This window comes from Phaeobacter sp. JH20_26, assembly GCF_048056275.1.
Lineage (GTDB): Bacteria > Pseudomonadota > Alphaproteobacteria > Rhodobacterales > Rhodobacteraceae > Phaeobacter > Phaeobacter bryozoorum.
On record NZ_JAYMWL010000013.1, the window covers coordinates 1,219,115 to 1,234,211 of the forward strand.

A 15,097-nucleotide genomic window follows, 5' to 3' on the forward strand; every position below is an offset into this window, starting at 1 on the left:
GCGCGCAATATGCTGAACCGTATCGGCCCTTCCCAGTCGACAGGCTGATATCAATCGACAAACAAGGGAGAATTCCCGTGGCTGAGATGAACCTCGCTCCAGAAACCAGATCGTCTGCCAGCGCATCAGGCAGCCGTGACAGCTGGCTAAGGCGCAATCGTCAGACCCTTGCGCCCTGGCTCTTTCTGGCGCCCGGCGTGATTTTCTTTCTCTTCTACGTGATTTTCCCGATCGTACAGAGCTTCAACCTGTCGTTCTACCGCTGGGACGGGCTCGGTGATCCACAGTTCGTCGGCATGGAAAACTACCGGGAGCTGATGGATGATCGCGCGTTTGAGGTCTCGCTCTGGAATAACCTGAAATGGCTTCTGCTGTATTTGCTGGCAATCCCGGCAGGCCTGTTCATCGCGCTGTTCCTCAATCAGACAGTAACCGGCATTCGCCTATACAAGTCTCTGTTCTTCTTTCCATTTGTGATCAGTCAAGTTGTTGTCGGCCTGGTGTTCAGCTGGTTCTATGACCCGACCTTTGGCCTGCTCAATCAAGTGTTGGGCTGGGTTGGTCTTGGGCCGTTGAATGTACTGGGGGATCCGACGCTGGTGACCTATGGCATCATCGCGGCAGGCCTGTGGCCGCAGACGGCCTATTGCATGATCCTCTACCTCACGGGCCTCAATGCGGTTGATCCCGAACAGGTCGAGGCGGCGCGGCTGGACGGTGCCAAAGGCGCCAAGATGCTGTGGTATGTGATCATCCCGCAACTGCGGCCGGCGACCTTTGTCGCCTTTGTCGTGACAATCATCGGCGCACTGCGCAGCTTTGATCTGATCTCCATCATGACCAACGGCGGCCCGTTCGGCTCCAGCCGGGTGCTGTCGTTCTACATGTTTGAAAAGGCCCTGTCGGAATATGGCTTCCGCATGGGTTATGGCGCAGCAATTGCAGTGGTGCTGTTCCTGATCATGCTGTGCTTCATCGCCTACTTCCTGTGGTCCATGTACCAAGACGACAAAGGGGGCCGCTGATGTTTCCGAAACCCATTCAGAACAGTTCTCGCGGATGGCAGGCCACCTATCAGGCCCTGGTTCCGACTGCGCTCGTCCTTTGGCTGTTGCCGCTGATCGCGGTGGCCATCTTCTCGATCAAACCGGATGTGGACTTTACCACCGGCAACTACTGGGGAATGCCGAGCTCGTTTGAAGGCGCCAGCAATTACGGCAAGGTTTTCTTTGGCTCCGACATGCCGCGCTACCTACTGAACTCCGTCCTGATCACGGTGCCGACGGTGATCGGTGCCGTAGCACTCTCCTGCATGACCGGCTTTGCACTTGGCGTGTATAAATTCCGTGGCAACCTGCTGCTGTTTTTCATGTTTGTGGCAGGCAACTTCGTGCCGTTTCAGATCCTGATGGTTCCGGTACGCGATCTGACGCTGGACATGGGGCTCTACAACACCAAAACTGGCCTCGTGCTGTTTCATATCGCCTTTCAGACCGGGTTTTGCACGCTCTTTATGCGCAACTTCATCCGCGCCCTGCCTTTTGAGCTGATCGAAGCCGCCCGCGTCGAAGGGGTCGCGGAATGGCGGATCTTCTGGTTCGTGGTATTGCCGCTGATGAAACCCGCAATTGCGGCGCTCAGCGTGCTAATCTTTACCTTCATCTGGAATGATTATTTCTGGGCAGTTGTTCTGACCCAGGGCGCCGAGAGCCAGCCGGTGACCGCAGGCATCACTTCCTTCAACGCGCAATACCGGGCAGCGTACCATCTGATGAGCGCGGGCAGCATCGTCGCGGCCCTGCCGCCGGTTGCGATGTTCTTCCTGATGCAGCGCCACTTTATCGCCGGTCTGACGCTGGGAGCCGTGAAGTGAGCACGGTGAGAGACATCCGCTGCTGGGCGCTTCAGGATCAGTGCCAAAGCCTGATCCTCGCCGCCCGTGGCACCGATCTGGCAGAGGTCATCTACTGGGGACCGCGGCTGCCGGGTGGAACCGATCTGGACGTGCTCGCCGCCGCCTCGCGCATGGATGTGACGGGGGGGATGCTGGATCAGGTGCCGCCGCTGTCGATCTGCCCCGAGGCACGCCGCACCTTCCCCGGCCAGGCCGGTCTGTCGCTGACGGATGGCGCGGGCAAGGCACTGCTGCCACGCTTCACCTTCGAGCGGGCGGAGGAAGGCACTCGGACCCTCACACTCCACTATCGCGATGCCAATAATGGCCTGCACTATCAGGCACAGTTTGAGCTGACGCCCGCAACCAGCATGATCACTGCGCAGGCCGCTCTCACCTCGGAGCAGCCCGTCAGCGTGAACTGGCTCTCCGCTCCGGTCTTTCCGGCACCTCAGAACAGCCATGAGATGATCGACTTCCATGGCCGCTGGATCGGTGAATTTCAAACCAGCCGCACCGCCTGGAGCGCAGGCGCGCGGCTAAGGGACAACCCCACAGGGCGCACCGGGCATGAGCATTTCCCCGGTCTGATTGTGCCCTGCAGTGGTGCCACGAACAGCCAAGGATCCGCCTATGCCTTCCACTACGGCTGGTCCGGGGGCCATAGAATGCTGGCAGAGGAACTCCCCGACGGGCGTCGCCAAATCCAGTGGGGACACGCCACCGGCAGCCGCCGCACATCCGGCACGCGTTTTGAGACCGCGCCACTCTATGCGGTGTTCTCGGATCGGGGGATCAATGGCTGCGCTGTCACCTTCCAACGCCACCTGCGCGATGAGATCCTGCGACCACCTGAGCCTGTGCGCGCGCGTCCGGTGCATTACAACTGCTGGGAAGCGGTCTATTTCGACCATGATCACGCCACGCTCTGCGATATTGCAAGCCGGGCTGCGGCACTAGGGGCAGAGCGGTTTGTGTTGGATGATGGCTGGTTCGGCAGGCGGGATGACGATACCACATCGCTCGGCGATTGGACAATTGACAGACGCAAATACCCCGATGGGCTGATGCCACTGATCGACCATGTCCACGCCGAAGGCATGGCATTTGGCATCTGGTTTGAACCGGAAATGATCAATCCTGAAAGCGATCTGTTCCGCGCCCATCCCGACTGGGTTCTGGGCGACTTGGATCAGGTGCTTGGTCGCCAGCAAATGGTACTGAATATCGCCCTGCCGGAGGTACAGGCCTATCTCTACGACCGCATTGCAGCGGTTCTGGCAGATCACCCAATCGACTATGTGAAATGGGACCACAACCGTGTCCTGCCCGAGCCGGACAGCGCCCAGGCCGAGGCAGCCTATGCGCTCTTTGACCGCCTGCGGGCAGACTTCCCCAAGGTGGAATTCGAGAGCTGCTCCTCGGGTGGCGGGCGTATAGACTTTGGGATCCTATCGCGCACCCATCGCGTCTGGCTTTCGGACAGCAACGATCCGCTGGAACGGCTGCGGATCCAGCATGAAGCGGCGCTTTTCCTGCCGATGGTGGTCACCGGCAGCCACGTAGGGCCCCGAAAATGCCACACCTCTGGCCGGGTGACAGACATCCGCCTGCGCGCCTGGGTCGCAGCGCAGCGCCACATGGGGTTTGAAATGGACCCGCGCGAGCTGACCGAGGAAGAGGCAGACATCCTGCGCAAGGTAACTTCCTGGTGGAAAGACAACCGCCACTGGATGCAGCGGGCCGATATTCTGCGGCTCGACAGTGACGATCCGGCGGTAATCGCAGAGCTACAGCGCGCAGAGGATGGCAGTCGGTTTGTCGTCTTTGCCGGGGTTTGTGAGGCCAGCGCACAGATCCTGCCCCGCCCGCTTCGCCTGACCGGGCTGGAGCCGGATACACTATATGAAATCAGCCTGCTGAACCGCAAGGATGCCCCCGGCCTGTCACGCGGTTCACCTCTTTTGAAAACCGGCACTGCCCCCCTTAGCGGCCAATATCTGATGCACCAAGGGATCACCCTGCCCTGGACATTCCCACAGTCGATCTGGGTGATTGAAGGAACACGCCTATGACCAAAGACAGACGAAATCGCGCCTGGTACGGCAAACTGGACAAGGACGGATTTATCCATCGCAGCTGGATGAAAAATCAGGGCTTTCCCGATCATGCCTTTGACGGCCGACCAATCATCGGGATCTGCAATACCTGGTCCGAACTGACCCCCTGCAACTCCGGTCTTCGCGATCTCGCCGAAGGAGTGAAGCGCGGAGTCTGGGAGGCTGGCGGCTTCCCGGTTGAGTTCCCGGTCATGTCGCTTGGCGAAACCCAGATGAAACCGACCGCGATGCTGTTCCGCAACCTTCTGGCCATGGATGTGGAAGAGTCGATCCGGGCCTATGGGATTGACGGCGTTGTCCTGCTTGGCGGTTGTGACAAGACCACACCGGGCCAGCTGATGGGAGCGGCCTCGGTCGATCTGCCTGCCATCGTGGTCAGCTCGGGCCCAATGCTGAACGGCAAATGGCAGGGTAAGGATATCGGTTCCGGCACAGACGTCTGGAAATTCTCCGAAGCGGTGCGCGCGGGTGAGATGACCTTGCAGGACTTCATGGCGGCTGAATCCGGGATGAGCCGATCCAAGGGCGTGTGCATGACCATGGGTACGGCCTCCACTATGGCGTCCCTCGTCGAAGCGATGGGGATGAGCCTGCCGACGAATGCCGCCCTGCCAGCAGTGGACGCCCGCCGCATGGCGCTGGCGCATCTCACCGGAAAGCGGATTGTCGAAATGGTGGAGGAAGATCTCAAACCCTCCGACATTCTGACCCGCGATGCGTTCATCAACGCGATCATGGCCAATGCAGCGGTTGGCGGCTCGACCAATGCGGTTGTCCATCTTCTGGCACTGGCTGGCCGTGTCGGGGTGGAGCTGACCCTGGATGATTTTGGTCTGGGGAGCGACATCCCCCTCTTGGTGAACTGCATGCCCTCTGGCAAATACCTGATGGAAGATTTCTGCTATGCGGGCGGCATGCCTGTTGTGCTGAAGCAACTTGCCGATAATGGGCACCTGCGCAGCAACACCACCGTTCTGGGGGGCGACATCACGGCATATGCCGAGGGCGCCGCATGTTTCAACGATGATGTCATCAAGAGCTTTGACACCCCAGTCAAACCGGCCGCGGGCCTGCGTGTCCTGCGCGGCAACCTCGCCCCCAATGGCGCCATCGTCAAACCCTCAGCCGCGACCGATCATCTGCTGGAGCACGAAGGCGTCGCCCATGCTTTCGAGACCATTGAGGACATGAAAGCCAATATTGACCGCGACGATCTACCGGTGACCAAAGACAGCATTCTGGTGCTGAAAGGCGTCGGCCCAAAAGGCTATCCCGGCATGCCCGAGGTCGGCAATATGCCGATCCCGCGCAAACTGGTGCGCGACGGGGTACGCGATATGATCCGCATTTCCGATGGTCGCATGTCCGGCACGGCATTTGGCACCGTGATCCTGCATGTCTCGCCAGAATCGCAGGCTGGTGGTCCCCTTGGTCTGGTCCAGACCGGCGACCGGATCCGGGTCAGCGCAAAGAACGGCACGCTTGACCTTCTGGTTTCGGAAGAAGAGCTGACCGCGCGCCGGGAGGCCTGGCGACCAGAGCCGCCGCATTACACGCGCGGCTATGCAAAACTCTATGTCGACAGCGTCCTTCAGGCTGAAAAAGGCGCTGATCTTGATTTTCTCGTGGGCAAAGACACCCGCCCCGTCACACGGGAGAGCCACTGATGAGCGATACTGCAATCTTTCCGGACCTGAAGGGCACATCGGTTTTCATCACCGGCGGCGGTTCCGGCATTGGGGCCGCGCTGAGCGAGGGGTTTCTGCGTCAGGGCGCCAAGGTCGCCTTTGTCGGACGCTCCGATGCCTCCGCATTTGTTCAACGGATGGAAGCCGAGACCGGCAACCGCCCCTTGTTCATCCAATGCGACATCACCGATATCCCGGCGCTGAAATCCGCGATTGAGCAGGCGGCAGAGGCACATGGCCCGATCACCACGCTGGTGAACAACGCCGCCAACGATCAGCGCCACGCCACGCTGGATGTGGACGAAGAGTTTTGGGACTGGGCGCAGGCGATCAATCTTAAGGCCTATTTCTTTACCTGTCAGGCTGTGCTGCCAGGGATGCAGGCCGCCGGTGGCGGGTCAATCGTGAACTTCACCTCCATCAGCTATATGATGGGCAACAGCGGCTACCCCGCCTATACGACTGCAAATGCAGGCATCAATGGCATGACCCGCAGCCTTGCCCGCGAGTTCGGGCCGGATCACGTGCGGGTGAATGCGCTGGCGCCCGGGTGGGTGCTGACCGACAAGCAGCTTGATAAATGGGCCACGCCCCAGGCGCTTGCCGCCCATCTCGATCGCCAATGCCTGAAGGATCATCTCACCCCTCAGGATATCGTCGGCTCCACGCTTTTTCTGGCCTCGGCAACAAGCCGCATGATCACAGGACAGACGCTGGTGGTGGATGGCGGGGTTGTGGTGACAGGATGACGGCCGATCCCAACCGTTCCTTTGACATGATGCCAGCTGGCCCGACGCCTGCATGGATTGCGGCTGACTGGGGGACGAGCCAGCTGCGGCTGTGGGTGATGGACAACCGTAATCAGGTCCTCGACCGCATCTCCTCTGACCGCGGCATGTCGCGGCTTGGCCCGCAGGACTATGAACCGACACTGCTGGGCCTGCTTGGCGATCGTCTGGCGCCCGGCAGCAACAGCGATGTCCGGGCGGTCCCGGTCATCTGTTGCGGAATGGCAGGTTCGCGTCAGGGCTGGGCCGAGGCCCCTTATGCCACCGCGCCCTGCCCCCCGCCGGGAATAGCCGAGGCGACCCGACCGCTGATACAGGACAAACGCCTGACCGTTTACCTGCTGCCCGGGATCAAGACAACCGATCCGGCGGATGTGATGCGCGGGGAAGAAACCCAGATTGCGGGGTACCTCGCACAAGACAGCAATCAGACCGCGCCTCAGGTCATTTGCCTGCCCGGCACCCATAGCAAATGGGTCAAACTGGATCGGGGCCAGGTCACCAGCTTCTCGACCTTCATGACCGGCGAGATGTTCGCACTGCTGCAAGGCCAATCCGTACTTCGACACTGCGTCTCTGAGGATGGCTGGGACGAAAAGGCGTTCAAACAGGCCGTGGCCAAGGCGCTCTCCTCGCCGGCTGCGATCTCGGCACAGCTGTTTCGTATCCGTGCGGATGCGCTGTTGTCCGGGCAGAACGCGGAGACCGGAAGAGCGCGCCTGTCAGGGCTTTTGATCGGTGCGGAGCTTGCCGCGACCCGGGGCTACTGGTCTCACCAATCCGTCACCATACTCGGCACAGATGCGCTGGCCCGCTGCTATGAAACCGCCCTATCCGCGCTGGGGTGCAAGCCCCGTCGCGTTGACGCCGAATCCCTGACACTCGCGGGCCTATGCGCCGCATATGACCAACTGCAAAAAGGCCAAACCCAATGAGCCGTAACATCATCGCCATCCTGCGCGGTCTGCGTCCCAAAGAGGCGCGCGCCATGACCGATGCCCTGATTGATGCAGGTATCACCAAGATCGAAGTGCCGCTGAACTCTCCCCAGCCTTATGACAGCATCGCCGTCATGCTGGATCAGGCAAAGGGGCGCGCCACAGTCGGCGCTGGAACGGTGCTCAACACCGGCGCAGTGGCTCAACTCGCGGCCATGGGGGCGCAGATGGTGGTTTCGCCAGACTGCAACCCTGATGTGATCCGTGCAACCAAAGCCGCAGGCATGTTGTCCTATCCGGGTGTCTTCACTGCGTCAGAGTGTTTTTCGGCTCTCCGAGCCGGTGCTGATGGTCTGAAGTTCTTCCCTGCCCTCAAACTGGGACTGGACGGTTTTTCGGCGCTGAAAGCGGTCCTGCCCGCTGATGCTGAAACCTACGCGGTAGGCGGTGTCGGGCCTGCGGATTTTGCCGATTGGCACAGGGCAGGCATCACCGGTTTTGGCATCGGGTCCTCTCTCTACAAACCCGGCCGCTCTGTCGAAGATGTCGCCCTCCTCGCTGCAGAAACCGTCGCGGCCTACGACGAGGCCTTCGATGGCACATGATCCGGCGCTCCATCCCATGACAGCTCAGGTCTTCAGCGAAACGCGCTGCACGCTGGGGGAAGGTCCGCTGTGGCATCCGACGCGCAAACAGTTGTTCTGGTTCGATATCCTTGAAAAACAACTGCTGAGCGTTGCCGGAGAAACGGAGATTCACTGGCAGTTTGACGACTGCGTTTCCGCCGCAGGCTGGGTCGATGATCAGACCCTGATCATGGCCAGCGCCCGCGCGCTATGGCGGTTTGACATCGAAACCGGCACCCGCACGCATCTGATTGATCTGGAGGCCGATCAGCCGCTAACCCGCTCCAACGATGGGCGCGCAGATCCTTGGGGCGGGTTCTGGATTGGCACGATGGGCTACAAAGCGGAACCCGGCCTTGGCGCCATCTACCGCTACTATCGGGGCGAATTGCGCCAGCTGGTCGCACAGCAAACCATCACCAATGCCATCTGTTTTGCCCCTGACAAATCCTGCGCGTATTTCACCGATACAACGACCGGCAAGATCATGCGCCAGCCTCTGGCGACCAAAGACGGCTGGCCGGTTGGCGCGGCATCGGTCTTCCTCGACCTCAGCAACCAGAATTTTGGCCCTGATGGCGCGATTGTCGACGCCGAAGGCCGCTTTTGGAATGCCCAATGGGGGGCCGGCCGTGTCGCTGTCTATACCTCGACTGGCGCGCTGTCTGAGATCTATCCGATCCCAACCTCCCAGGCCTCCTGCCCTTCGCTTGGCGGGGACACCTTGTCAGAGCTGTTCGTTACCACCGCCGCAGACGGGCTGAATGATGCGGCTGCAGGTAGGACCTATCGCATTCAAACAACGGCCAAAGGCCAGCGCGAACACCGCGTCATTCTCTGAGGATCTCCATGCAGCGCACACTTGGCACCTGCTACTATCCCGAACATTGGCCCGAAGACATCTGGCAGGAGGACGCCGAGCGCATGGTTGCGGCCGGGCTCACCTGGGTTCGCATTGGCGAGTTTTCATGGTCGCGCATTGAACCTAGCCCAGGCGATCTGCAGTGGGGCTGGCTTGATCGCGCCATTGATGTGCTGGTGTCGGCCGGATTGAAGGTGGTGCTGGGCACCCCCACCGCTACGCCACCCCGCTGGATGGTGGACCGCCACCCCGATATGTTTGCGCTGGACGCCGACGGCAAACCGCGCGGTTTTGGCTCGCGCCGCCACTATTGTTTCAGTCACGAGGGCTACCGCGCCGAAGCCCGGCGGATCGTCTCCCTGATGGCGGAACGTTATGGCCCAGGTGACCGTATCGCCGCCTGGCAGACCGACAATGAATACGGTTGCCACGACACAACAATCAGCTATTCCCCGGCGGCACAGATCGCCTTTGTCCGCTGGCTAGAGGCGCGTTATGACGGCGATATTCATGCGTTGAACAGTGCCTGGGGCAATGATTTCTGGTCGATGAACTATGATCGCTTTGATCAGATCGGCCTGCCCAACCTGACCGTGACCGAACCGAACCCGGCGCATGTGCAGGCCTTCCGGCGGTTTTCTTCGGATCAGGTGGTGAGCTTCAACCGCGATCAGGTCGAGATTCTGCGTGCCTATTCCGATGCGCCGATTGCCCATAACTACATGGGGCGGGTGACCGATTTCGATCACTACAAGGTTGGCGAGGATCTCGACATCGCCAGTTGGGACAGCTACCCTTTGGGCTTTCTCGAAGATCGAGTGGGCGCCAACCCCGAGGACCAGCGCCGCTACGCGCGTCAGGGCGACCCTGATTTTCAAGCCTTCCATCATGATCTCTATCGTGCCGTCGGGCGCGGACGCTGGTGGGTGATGGAACAGCAACCCGGACCGGTGAACTGGGCACCCTACAATCCCGCACCGCTGCCCGGCATGGTCAGGTTCTGGACCTGGGAGGCCTTTGCCCATGGTGCGGAGGCGGTCTGCTATTTCCGCTGGCGCCAGGCGCCGTTTGCGCAGGAACAACTTCACGCCGGTCTGCTGCGTCCCGATAGCCAAGATGCCCCTGCCATCGCCGAGGCGCGTCTGGTTGCCGATGAACTGGCCGCAGCGGGCGCGGTGGCACCGGCTCAAGCTCCCGTGGCGCTGATCTTCGACTATGACGCCGAATGGGCCTGGCAGGTGCAGCCACATGGCCAGGGTCTGAGTTATTTCGACCTTGTGCTGGCGCATTACCGTGCACTGCGACGGGCCGGCCTGTCTGTGGACATCGTTCCCCCGACACAGAGCGATTTTGCAGGATACGCCCTGATCCTTGCACCCGGTCTGATGCACCTCCCCGACCATTTGCGCGCAGCCCTGGCAACAGCGGCGGCTCAGGTGCTCTATGGGCCGCGAACAGGCGCGCGGGATGCGGACTTCAACATCCCGACCAGCCCCCTGCCCCCAGCATTGGACGGGTTAGATATTGTCGTTGCCGCAGTCGAAAGCCTGCGACCGGATATGCCGCTGCCGCTGGCGCAGGTCGACGGGGCCGTCACCGGTTATCTGGAAACACTGGATCGTCAGGGAGAGACTCTGATCGAGACGGCCAACGGTCAGCCCGTGGCTGTTGCCGCAGGAAACAAAGTCTACTGCGCGGGCTGGCTGGACGCGGCGGGTCTGGATCACCTTGTCGCAATGCTTTGCAAACGTGCGAAGCTGCGCATCTGCAAGATGCCGCTGGGCGTGCGTCGGCGCCAGACCGCGACCGAAGAGTTCTGGTTCAATCATCTGGCTGAAGCGGTAGAGACCGAGGTCGGCACTCTGCCACCTGCGGGCGTTCTGCGCAGAGCAAGAGGCAACTGACCGTACAACCACCCGCCCGGGCAGAAGCCCCGGCGGGTGGTTATCTTCTGAGCCGACATTGGTTCAGACCGTACCGCCGAGGCTCCCCTCCAGTGTCGCCAGCTCTTGCCCGCCGGCCATCATATCCTGCAATTCCTCTGGCGTGATTTCGCCGCGTTTTGCAGTACCGAGAGTCTGCCCGCGATTGAGAACGGTAAACCGATCACCAACGGCCATAGCGTGGCGGACGTTATGGGTGATGAAGACAACCGCAACACCTTGCCTGCGGACTTTGTCGATGGTGGCCAGAACATTCGCTGTCTGGCGCACCCCAAGTGCCGAGGTCGGTTCATCCAGGATCAGCACTTTGGCCCCGAAATGCACCGCACGGGCGATGGCAACCGTTTGACGCTCCCCTCCCGACAGGGTTCCAACCGCCTGATCCGGGCCGCGCAGGTTGATGCCCATCTTGCGCATTTCTTCCATGGTGACCCGGTTGGCATATTCATGGTCAAACAGTTTCAGCGGGCCGATCTTGCGGATCGGCTCATTGCCCATGAAGAAGTTGCGACTGACCGACATCAGCGGGATCATCGCCAGATGCTGGTGTACTGTGGCGATTCCAGCGGCAATCGCGTCGCGAGGATCCGCGAAATGAAGTGGCTGACCCTCAAACAGGATCTCGCCTCTGGTCGGTTTATGCACACCGGACATGGTCTTGATAAAGGTCGATTTCCCGGCGCCATTGTCGCCAAGCAGGCAGTGACATTCGCCCGGAAAGACATCGACCGAAACCCCGGCAAGCGCAATGACGCTGCCAAAATGCTTCTCGATGCCCTGCATCCGGATCAAGGGTTGAGACATGGACATATCAGCGCTCCCCCGTGATGACGCGACGAATGTAGGTGTTGAGGATCACGGCAAACAGCAGGATCAGCCCTAGGAAAACGCGGAACAGCGAACTTTCGACGCCAGCAAAGAACAACCCCTGCTGCACGACGCCAAAGATCAGCGCACCCAGGGCGGCGCCAAGCACAGACCCGTAACCGCCAGTCAGAAGGGCACCGCCAATCACCACCGCAATAATCGCTTCGAACTCTTTCAGCAGGCCCCGGTCCGATCCCGCGCCACCAAATTCCATAACCTGACAGGTCGCAAAGACCGTCGCGCAGAAAGCGGTGAACATGAACATCAGGATCTTCACGCGGTTCACTGGCACGCCGGAATTGCGCGCGGCCTCGGCATCGCCACCGGCCGCGAAAATCCAGTTCCCGAACCGCGTCTTGGTCAGGATGATATGTCCGACGATAACCAGCAGAATGGCCCAGACGATCAACATCGGCAGCCCGTCGACCACCGGCTGTCCCTTTCTGGTGCCGCGTTCAAAAACGGCGATCCAACCATTGTCACCCAGCCACTGGAACAATCCCGTCAGGATCTTGCCACCAAACAGAGCGGCCAGCCAATCACCCTCAGCTGCGTCTGCCACGCCACCGATAATGGTTTTGCGTTCAATGGTTTGCGGCAGGTAGATCGCAAACCCACGCAGAATGAACAGAAACGCCAGCGTGACGATGAAACTGGGCAACCCCGTCCGCACTACGATAAAGCCGTTCAATGCCCCGATCGCCATCGCCAGCACAAAAGTCACCAGGATCGCAAGCCAGACCGGCCAACCCAGAGTCACGCTGAAGATTGCGATCAACATGCCGGTAAAACCGATCATGGAGCCGACAGACAGGTCAAACTCGCCTGCGATCATCAGCAGGCAGGCACCAACCGCAATGATCATGAACTGGGCAGAGATCTGGCTCCAGTTCAGCACGCCCTGACTGTTGAACATGCCGCTGTCACCGGCAAAAATAATAAACATCGTAAAGACGGCGATGGTGCCGATAATGCCGCCGAGTTCTGGACGGATCATGGCTTCGCGGAACTTCGAACGGCTCTTGATCCGTTCGTCCTCCGCAAATTGGGTATGTGCGTCAGACATTTTACTCTCTCTAAAAACAAGGGCGGCCAAATTGCTTCGGCCGCCCGCACCTGGGGGAGATTGTCAGCGGTACTCGCCCGCGAACTCCTCGACCTTTTCCAGGCCGTCCTTGGTGACAAAACCAGGGCCAGAGTTGATGTTGTTGCCCGGCAGAACGCCGTAGCGGTGGTAATTGGTCAGAACCACCACGGGCAGATAGGCCTGCAGGAAGGGCTGCTGATCAATACCCCAGTTGATAACACCGGATTTCAGACCTTTGACGATTTCCTCGCCCAGATCAAAGGTGCCGAAATAGATGTCACCGGCCATACCGTTTTCTTCCAGTGCCAGCATTGTCGGATCAGCCGATGTCGGCCCCAATGTCAGGATCGCGTCAGTTTCCGGGTTGGTGTTCAGATAGGCAAGAACCCGGTTCTTGATCTCAGCCGGATCCTGACCGCTGTCGATCATCTGGTCGCCCAGTTCGATCCCAAGACCATCTGCAAACCCCTGGCAGCGCTCTGTCGAAGAGGGCGAGCTGATATAATGGTTCACACAGAGGAAGCTGCCAACACCGTCGGATTTGGCGCGCAGGCCGGCCGCGTGACCGGCGTCATATTCTGGCTGACCAACATACATCAGAGCCCCCACCTCGCGGGCCTGTTCCGGGGTGCCGGAGTTCATGATAATCACATCCACACCACTGTCGACAGCCGCTCTGATAGGACCGGACAGGACGTCGTAATCGGACAGGGTGGTGATGATGCCATTGGGCCCGGAAGCCGCCGCCTGTTCGATGATCCGCGCCATATCGGCAAGGTCACCGGTCGGCGGGTTGCGATATTCCACCTCCACATTCATCTGCTCACCCGCGAGGGCGATGCCGTTCTTGATGGTGTTCCACCAGCTGTCGCTATCGGGCGCGTGGCTGACAAGGATGTATTTTTCGCCTTCTGCCGAGGCGGTGGTTGCCAGCATCATCGGCGCCGCTGCAACCGTTGTCGCCAGCAGGAATGTCTTGAAAATTGACGTCATTCTTTCCTCCCAAAGTTTTACCGTCACGATCGCGTCCGGGCGGTCCCATCCGCGTCGGGGATCAGCATAACCACGAATCGATTTTTTTTGCAACCGGTTGCAAATTGTGGCAGCATTTTTTCTGCTGAACTTGAATTCGATCCGCGATAGATAGTCTGATCCGGTGCGCAGCCGGTTGCACAGGTGGATGGGCCCACGATGGCCCTGACAAGAGGAAGAGCAGGAATGGCTGTTACGTTAAAAGATGTGGCTGAACGGGCGCAGGTCTCGCGTTCGGCGGTGTCGCGCACATTCACCGATGGCGCATCGGTATCGGAGAAGATGCGCCGCAAGGTTGAGAAAGCCGCCCAGGAGCTCGGCTATAGTCCGAACGCGCTGGCCTCCTCCCTGACAACCGGGCGGACCAAATTGATTGGCCTGGTGTCCAACAACTTTCACAACCCGATTTTTCTCGAAGTCTTCGACCGGTTTACGCGACGGCTTCAGGACAAGGGGTTGCGCCCGCTGCTGGTCAACCTCTCTGACGAAACCGACCCCGAGAACTCGGTTCGTATGTTGCGGCAATATTCCGTTGACGGCGTTGTTGTCGCCTCGTCGACCCTGCCGCCGGGGTTTGCCAAGGCCTTTCGAGATGCAGGCGTGCCTGTAGTTCACAGTTTCGGCCGCTCCTCCTCCACGCCGCAGGTGCATGTGGTTGGGATCGACAACGTCGAATGCGGACGAATGGCGGCGCGAACGCTGATTGATCGCGGCTATCGCAAACTGGCCTTCATGGGCGGCCCACAGAGCGCGACCTCGACTCAGGATCGCTGGAAGGGATTCACGCTGGAAATGGAAGCTTATCCGGATATCGTCTCCTCCTACAGTTTTGCGGATGATTACTCCTTTGAGGCCGGTCGCCGGGAAATGCTGCGCCTGTTGCAGGACGACCCGGCCGAAGCCTATTTCTGTGGGGATGACGTGTTGTCAATCGGGGCGCTCAGCGCGATCCGCGAACAGGGCCTAAAGGTGCCAGGTGACATCGGGGTCATCGGTCTCAACGATATGGAAATGGCCCGTTGGGAGAACATAGACCTGACCACCATCCACCAGCCGATCGAACAGATCGTCAATTCATCAATCGAGCTGGTTGTTGCCATGCTCGACGAGCCGGATCGCTATCCTGAAGCCCGCATCTTTCCCTGCCATGTGGTGGATCGCGGCACATTGCGACCGCTGACATCCTGAAGCGATCCTAGGCATGAAAAGGACACCCGCTGCCGGGTGCCCTGCGATTGCTTAGACCACTGTG

Annotated in this window: 13 protein-coding genes; 10 read left to right on the forward strand and 3 right to left on the reverse strand. The window is 60.0% G+C overall.

All coding sequences use genetic code 11. From position 1 onward, the window contains the following. The first annotated feature begins 86 nt into the window (after nt 1-86). Genes VWY60_RS11665 through VWY60_RS11705 form a run of 9 tightly spaced genes read left to right on the forward strand, consistent with a single transcriptional unit; the run spans nt 87 to nt 10,820 of the window. Nucleotides 87-1,025 (forward strand): carbohydrate ABC transporter permease, encoded by a 939-nt coding sequence (locus VWY60_RS11665; protein WP_340546288.1) that lies wholly within the window; start codon nt 87-89, stop codon nt 1,023-1,025. Beyond that, complete coding sequence (locus VWY60_RS11670; RefSeq protein ID WP_340544765.1) at nt 1,025-1,873, forward strand: carbohydrate ABC transporter permease; 849 nt, start codon at nt 1,025-1,027, stop codon at nt 1,871-1,873. The genes VWY60_RS11665 and VWY60_RS11670 overlap by 1 nt, the downstream gene beginning before the upstream one ends. After that, nucleotides 1,870-3,969, forward strand: a complete 2,100-nt coding sequence (locus VWY60_RS11675; RefSeq protein ID WP_416540547.1) for an alpha-galactosidase — start codon at nt 1,870-1,872, stop codon at nt 3,967-3,969. The genes VWY60_RS11670 and VWY60_RS11675 overlap by 4 nt, the downstream gene beginning before the upstream one ends. Next, nucleotides 3,966-5,681 carry an IlvD/Edd family dehydratase gene (locus VWY60_RS11680; RefSeq protein WP_416540548.1) on the forward strand — a complete coding sequence of 572 codons (1,716 nt, stop codon included), beginning with the start codon at nt 3,966-3,968 and terminating at the stop codon, nt 5,679-5,681. Before VWY60_RS11675 ends, VWY60_RS11680 begins: the two co-directional genes overlap by 4 nt. Next, a complete protein-coding gene (locus VWY60_RS11685; protein ID WP_416540549.1) occupies nt 5,681-6,451 on the forward strand; it encodes an SDR family NAD(P)-dependent oxidoreductase in 771 nt (256 codons plus the stop codon). Before VWY60_RS11680 ends, VWY60_RS11685 begins: the two co-directional genes overlap by 1 nt. Further along, nucleotides 6,448-7,425 carry a 2-dehydro-3-deoxygalactonokinase gene (locus tag VWY60_RS11690; protein ID WP_416535871.1) on the forward strand — a complete coding sequence of 326 codons (978 nt, stop codon included), beginning with the start codon at nt 6,448-6,450 and terminating at the stop codon, nt 7,423-7,425. The genes VWY60_RS11685 and VWY60_RS11690 overlap by 4 nt, the downstream gene beginning before the upstream one ends. Next, complete coding sequence (locus VWY60_RS11695; RefSeq protein ID WP_416540550.1) at nt 7,422-8,033, forward strand: 2-dehydro-3-deoxy-6-phosphogalactonate aldolase; 612 nt, start codon at nt 7,422-7,424, stop codon at nt 8,031-8,033. The genes VWY60_RS11690 and VWY60_RS11695 overlap by 4 nt, the downstream gene beginning before the upstream one ends. Continuing rightward, nucleotides 8,023-8,895: an SMP-30/gluconolactonase/LRE family protein gene (locus VWY60_RS11700; RefSeq protein ID WP_416540551.1), complete on the forward strand. Its 873-nt coding sequence runs from the start codon at nt 8,023-8,025 to the stop codon at nt 8,893-8,895. Before VWY60_RS11695 ends, VWY60_RS11700 begins: the two co-directional genes overlap by 11 nt. Before the next feature lie 8 nt (nt 8,896-8,903). Further along, nucleotides 8,904-10,820 carry a beta-galactosidase gene (locus tag VWY60_RS11705; RefSeq protein ID WP_416540552.1) on the forward strand — a complete coding sequence of 639 codons (1,917 nt, stop codon included), beginning with the start codon at nt 8,904-8,906 and terminating at the stop codon, nt 10,818-10,820. A gap of 63 nt (nt 10,821-10,883) precedes the next feature. On the opposite strand, the gene VWY60_RS11710 is transcribed toward VWY60_RS11705, so the two are convergent. The 3 genes from VWY60_RS11710 to VWY60_RS11720 all read right to left on the reverse strand — a co-directional run bounded on the left by VWY60_RS11710 (nt 10,884) and on the right by VWY60_RS11720 (nt 13,806). Further along, the gene (locus VWY60_RS11710) at nt 10,884-11,669 is read right to left on the reverse strand and encodes an ATP-binding cassette domain-containing protein (protein WP_416540553.1); all 786 of its coding nucleotides are present in this window, start codon (nt 11,667-11,669) and stop codon (nt 10,884-10,886) included. 1 nt (nt 11,670) lies between these two features. Continuing rightward, on the reverse strand, nt 11,671-12,792 hold the full coding sequence (locus tag VWY60_RS11715) for an ABC transporter permease (RefSeq protein WP_340544756.1): 1,122 nt from the start codon (nt 12,790-12,792) through the stop codon (nt 11,671-11,673). Between the two features lie 63 nt (nt 12,793-12,855). After that, nucleotides 12,856-13,806 carry a sugar ABC transporter substrate-binding protein gene (locus tag VWY60_RS11720; RefSeq protein ID WP_416535867.1) on the reverse strand — a complete coding sequence of 317 codons (951 nt, stop codon included), beginning with the start codon at nt 13,804-13,806 and terminating at the stop codon, nt 12,856-12,858. Nucleotides 13,807-14,031: 225 nt separating this feature from the next. On the opposite strand from VWY60_RS11720, the gene VWY60_RS11725 reads away from it, so the two are divergent. Further along, nucleotides 14,032-15,033 (forward strand): LacI family DNA-binding transcriptional regulator, encoded by a 1,002-nt coding sequence (locus VWY60_RS11725; protein WP_416540554.1) that lies wholly within the window; start codon nt 14,032-14,034, stop codon nt 15,031-15,033. The last annotated feature ends 64 nt before the right edge of the window (nt 15,034-15,097 follow it).

What these genes read in the sequence shown, in the direction of transcription:
- VWY60_RS11725 (WP_416540554.1), top strand. Translation starts at nt 14,032, where the DNA reads ATGGCTGTTACGTTAAAAGATGTGGCTGAACGGGCGCAGGTCTCGCGT.
- VWY60_RS11685 (WP_416540549.1), top strand. Translation starts at nt 5,681, where the DNA reads ATGAGCGATACTGCAATCTTTCCGGACCTGAAGGGCACATCGGTTTTC.
- VWY60_RS11700 (WP_416540551.1), top strand. Translation starts at nt 8,023, where the DNA reads ATGGCACATGATCCGGCGCTCCATCCCATGACAGCTCAGGTCTTCAGC.
- VWY60_RS11690 (WP_416535871.1), top strand. Translation starts at nt 6,448, where the DNA reads ATGACGGCCGATCCCAACCGTTCCTTTGACATGATGCCAGCTGGCCCG.
- VWY60_RS11680 (WP_416540548.1), top strand. Translation starts at nt 3,966, where the DNA reads ATGACCAAAGACAGACGAAATCGCGCCTGGTACGGCAAACTGGACAAG.
- VWY60_RS11715 (WP_340544756.1), bottom strand. Translation starts at nt 12,792, where the DNA reads ATGTCTGACGCACATACCCAATTTGCGGAGGACGAACGGATCAAGAGC.
- VWY60_RS11710 (WP_416540553.1), bottom strand. Translation starts at nt 11,669, where the DNA reads ATGTCCATGTCTCAACCCTTGATCCGGATGCAGGGCATCGAGAAGCAT.
- VWY60_RS11695 (WP_416540550.1), top strand. Translation starts at nt 7,422, where the DNA reads ATGAGCCGTAACATCATCGCCATCCTGCGCGGTCTGCGTCCCAAAGAG.
- VWY60_RS11720 (WP_416535867.1), bottom strand. Translation starts at nt 13,806, where the DNA reads ATGACGTCAATTTTCAAGACATTCCTGCTGGCGACAACGGTTGCAGCG.
- VWY60_RS11670 (WP_340544765.1), top strand. Translation starts at nt 1,025, where the DNA reads ATGTTTCCGAAACCCATTCAGAACAGTTCTCGCGGATGGCAGGCCACC.
- VWY60_RS11665 (WP_340546288.1), top strand. Translation starts at nt 87, where the DNA reads ATGAACCTCGCTCCAGAAACCAGATCGTCTGCCAGCGCATCAGGCAGC.
- VWY60_RS11705 (WP_416540552.1), top strand. Translation starts at nt 8,904, where the DNA reads ATGCAGCGCACACTTGGCACCTGCTACTATCCCGAACATTGGCCCGAA.